The sequence below is a fragment of the Burkholderia sp. Ac-20345 genome (assembly GCF_017104825.1).
GTDB lineage: Bacteria > Pseudomonadota > Gammaproteobacteria > Burkholderiales > Burkholderiaceae > Burkholderia > Burkholderia lata_B.
Window position 1 is genome coordinate 1 of sequence record NZ_JAAGPO010000381.1, and the last position, 4,063, is coordinate 4,063.

General features: G+C 68.5%; 3 protein-coding genes. 2 read left to right on the forward strand and 1 reads right to left on the reverse strand.

The features are described from left to right. Positions 1-1,122 (forward strand): SGNH/GDSL hydrolase family protein (locus tag G3O06_RS46905; RefSeq protein WP_205820152.1); only part of this gene is annotated, 1,122 nt, incomplete at its 5' end. A 19-nt stretch (positions 1,123-1,141) separates the two neighbouring features. Here the strand turns inward: G3O06_RS46905 and G3O06_RS46910 are convergent. Continuing rightward, positions 1,142-2,992 (reverse strand): M24 family metallopeptidase, encoded by a 1,851-nt coding sequence (locus G3O06_RS46910; protein ID WP_205820153.1) that lies wholly within the window; start codon positions 2,990-2,992, stop codon positions 1,142-1,144. Positions 2,993-3,417: 425 nt separating this feature from the next. Here G3O06_RS46910 and G3O06_RS46915 point away from each other — a divergent pair. Next, positions 3,418-4,063: XRE family transcriptional regulator (locus tag G3O06_RS46915; protein WP_241020603.1), on the forward strand; the 646-nt coding region annotated here is incomplete at its 3' end.

A 4,063-nucleotide genomic window follows, 5' to 3' on the forward strand; every position in this document is an offset into this window, starting at 1 on the left:
TACCTGCGCTGCTGGTACCGGATCGACGCGGATCCGCTGAAGCCCGCATCGACCTACGAATGGGCGCTCAACCCCGCCGGCGGCGACTGGTATCGCGTGCCCGGCTACTGGTGGGCGGACGGCATCACGCAGTGGAAGAACATGTTCTACAGCACGACGACGCAGGACACGCTCGCCGACGTGTGCCGCAAGACGCTCGCCGCGAAAGGCATCAAGTCCGACCTCGTGCAGGCGGTCGCGGCGAACAACGCGCTGTCGTTCAACTACACGGTGTGGACCATCGATGCCGCGCAGCAGGACGCGCGCGTCAACAAGCTGATCGTGTTCGGCGACAGCCTGTCCGACACGCAGAACATGTTCAACGCGAGCCAGTGGAAGCTGCCGAACGCCACGAGCTGGAATGCGGGGCGCTTCAGCAACGGCCCGGTGTGGGCCGAATATCTCGCGAACGCGCTGCGGCTGCCGTTCTACAACTGGGCGATCGGCGGTGCGGCGACCGACCAGTACCTCGTCGTGCCGGGCCTCGTGCAGCAGATCGACTCGTGGCGCGAATACATGGACCGCGCGCCGGATTACCGGCCCGCCAACACGCTGTTCGCGGTGTTCGCGGGCGGCAACGACCTGGTGAACTACGGGCGCTCGCCCGAGCAGGCGGCAAATGCGGTGCGCGACAGCCTCGAGCGGCTCGCCGCGGCCGGCGCGACGCGGATCATGCTCGTCACGCTGCCGGACGTGTCGCGCGCGCCGGTGTTCGCGACCCGCACCGACACGGCAAGCGTCGCCGCGCAGGTCAAGGACTACAACCGGCGCCTCGCCGACGCGGCCACCGCGCTGCGCGCCCGCTACGGCGCGACGCTGCGGCTCGAGGTAATCGATGCGTACGCGCTGTTCGACGACCTGCTGAGCCACCCGGCCCAGTACGGCTTCGACGATGCGAAGCGTTCATGCCTCGACATCCCGAAACCGTCGTCGCTCACCTACCTGAGTGCGCAGACGCCGCGTGCGGACTGCCGCGATCCGGCGCGCTTCGTGTTCTGGGACACGCTGCACCCGACGACGCGCACGCATGCGTGGCTCGCCGAGCGGATGGCGCCGCTGGTGCGTGCGCGCCTGCTGAACTGACCGGCGCGGGCGGCAGTGCCTACAGCAGCGGACACGCGGTGACCTGCGTGCCGCGCTCCACGCACAGCCGCTCGTAGTCGCGCAGGTACGCGCGCTCGTCGTCGTCGAGCAGGTCGAGATCGATCAGGTCCCAGTCGTAGCCGACCGTCACGATGTTCTCGAACGTGACGGTGTCCGGCTGCGCGTCGTCCCGGTGGATGATCACGATGTTCTCGATCCGCACGCCGCCCTTGCCCGGCACGTAGATGCCCGGCTCGACCGAAATCACCGCATTCGGCACGAGCCCGTACTTCGCGCCCGGCGCGAACCGCACGCCGCCCTCGTGCACGTGAATCCCGACGCCGTGCCCGGTGCCGTGGCCGAAATCGTGGCCGTGGTCGCGACACACCTGCCGCACGACCGCATCGACGTCACCGCCCTTCGCGGTGCTCGGGAAGCGCGTGACGAGCCCCTTGATGCAGGCCTTCAGCGCGACCGTGTAGATCTCGCGCTGCCACGGCTGCGCGACCGTATCCGGGTCGGTCCGGCGCAGCACCACGCGCGTGCAGTCCGTCGCGAAGCCGGCTTCGTAATAGGCGCCGCTGTCGAGCAGCACGAGTTCGCCTTCCGTCAGCTCGACGTCGGCGCTCGCCGCCGTGTAATGCGCGAATGCGCTGTTCGCGCCGTTCGCCGCGATCGACGGAAACGTCAGCGCAACCGCCGAACGCGCGCCGTACGCGTCGTTGATCGTGCGCGCCAGGTCGTATTCCGTATGGCGTGCGCCCGGCTCGCCGGCCTTCGCCCAGCGCATCGTCTCGGCGATCGCCGCGGAACTGCGCGCGAACGCGTCGCGGAACCGGTCGAGCACCGCCGGCGTCTTGCCGGCCCGCATCGCCTCGACCGGGTTGAAGTCGGCATGCCGCGCCTGCGGCCACACGCGCTTCACCGCGTCGACGAGCGCGCAGTTCACCGATTCGAAGCCGTAGCACACGTGCTCGACCGCGAACGGTGCGAGAAAGCGCTCGAGCGCCGCGACATCGCGCCGGATCACGTGCAGCGCCGGATACGACTCGAGCGTGACTTCGCAGCGGTCGCAGCCTTCCGGCAGGAACAACGCCACCTGCCCGCCGACCGCGAACAGGAAGCCGAGGTGCGACGACGCATTCGGGATGTGATAGCCGCGACTGTTCAGCAGATACGCGAGGTCGTCCGATGCGCAGGTGAAGAACGCGGTCTTGCCGTCCGGCGCGCCGGTATGCGCGGCGAGCTTGCGGTTCAGTGCGTCGAGGTTCTGCGCGACGCTCAGGCCGGTCATCGATTCCGGCACCTCGAAAATCGGCCGCTCGACGACCCAGCCCGGCAGCGCGATCGCGCGATCGATCTCCCGATCGGCGAGACTCGTCCAGTCGAGCGACGCGGCCTGCGTCTGTTCGAACAGACGATCGCGCTGCGCGACGCTGATCCGCAGCGCGTCGTAGCCGACCCGTGCGAGCCGGCTGCCGTGCGCGACCAGCCAGTCGGCCATCGCCTGCCAGATCGTCACGTTCATCTCGAGCTTTTCGATGCGCACGCGCGCCGGATCGCACTGCTGCTCGGCCTGCAGGTGATAGCGGCCGTCGACGAACAGCACGAACGGGGGCAGATCGAGCGCCTGCGCGGTCGCCGCGCTCAGGAAGATCCCGCAGCCGGCCGAGCCGTCGAAACCCGACACCGCGTAGCGCGGGTTGTTGGCGAGCGGCAGGTACTCGGTCACGTATTCGTCCTGCGACGTGACCAGCACCGCGTCGAGCCGCGCGGCATCGAGCAGGCGCGACAGGCCCGCCTGCGTGTCGACGACGGATGCGTCGTACGGGGGAAGGCCGGAGAAGCTGTATTTCAGTCGATCGATCATCGGAAGCCCGTTATGCATTGTTGTCGGCGGCCGGCGGTGACGCGGCGGGGGGCAGGCCCGAGGCGGGCCTGATGCGGCACGGCGCCGCCGCACGGCGGACGCCCGGCCCGGCGTGGTGCCGGGCCGCCATGCCGTTCAGGCAGCGGGGCCTTAAAAATTTTCGTCTCACTTAACTTTGTTTGATGCGCGCGACAGAATCTAGAGCACTCCGAAATTGAGGTCAAGCTAAAATTTTCGTAGGGCTAAAATCGGCGCGGCGCCTGCGCATCCCGGCACAACATGAATTCGTCCGGCGACACCGCGCGGTACAATGCGCCGGCATCGCCGTACCGACGGCCGTGCTTCGTGCGATGCGCGCAAATCATTGTCCGCAGACCGCACCGCCCGTCCGCTCGCCACCCGACTCGTTGCGACGAAAGAGATTCATGGATTCAGACATCATGCGCATCGGCCAGCGCATTCGCCGCCTGCGCCGGGAAGCGAAGAAGACGCTGCTGGAAGTCGCGACCGAAGCGAAGCTGTCGGTCGGGTTCCTGTCCCAAGTCGAGCGCCATCTCACGGGCATCTCGCTGTCGTCGCTCGTCAACGTCGCGAAGGCGCTCGGCGTGCCGCTCGGCGCGCTGATCGACCAGCCGCGCCAGGCACAGCCCGATTCGTACGAGGGCCGCCGCAAGCCGTACGCGCTCGACGCCAGGTCGCAGTGGTACGAGCGCCTCTCCACCACGTTCGACGGCAGCCAGATCAACGCGCTCAAGGTGCAGATGATGGAAGGCTACCGCTCGGAATGGGTCGCGCACGGCGGCGACGAGTTCGTGTACGTGCTGGCCGGCCGGATCTGCTACACGGTCGGCAAGAAGGATTACCCGCTGTCGCCCGGCGACTCGCTGCATTTCGACGCGCGCAAGCGGCATCGGGTCGCCAACGTGGGCGACGGGCCGGCCGAGGTGATCGCGGTCGGCACGCTGCCGCTGTTCGACGACCGTGGCGCGGGGTTCGTCTCCGCGACGATGGACATCGGCAAACCTGCGCCCGTCGGGCGCGCCGCGCCGGGCGAGCCGCGCGCGAGCCGCC

Excerpts from the sequence above, each read along its gene's own strand:
- G3O06_RS46910 (WP_205820153.1), bottom strand. The coding sequence starts at position 2,992 with ATGATCGATCGACTGAAATACAGCTTCTCCGGCCTTCCCCCGTACGAC.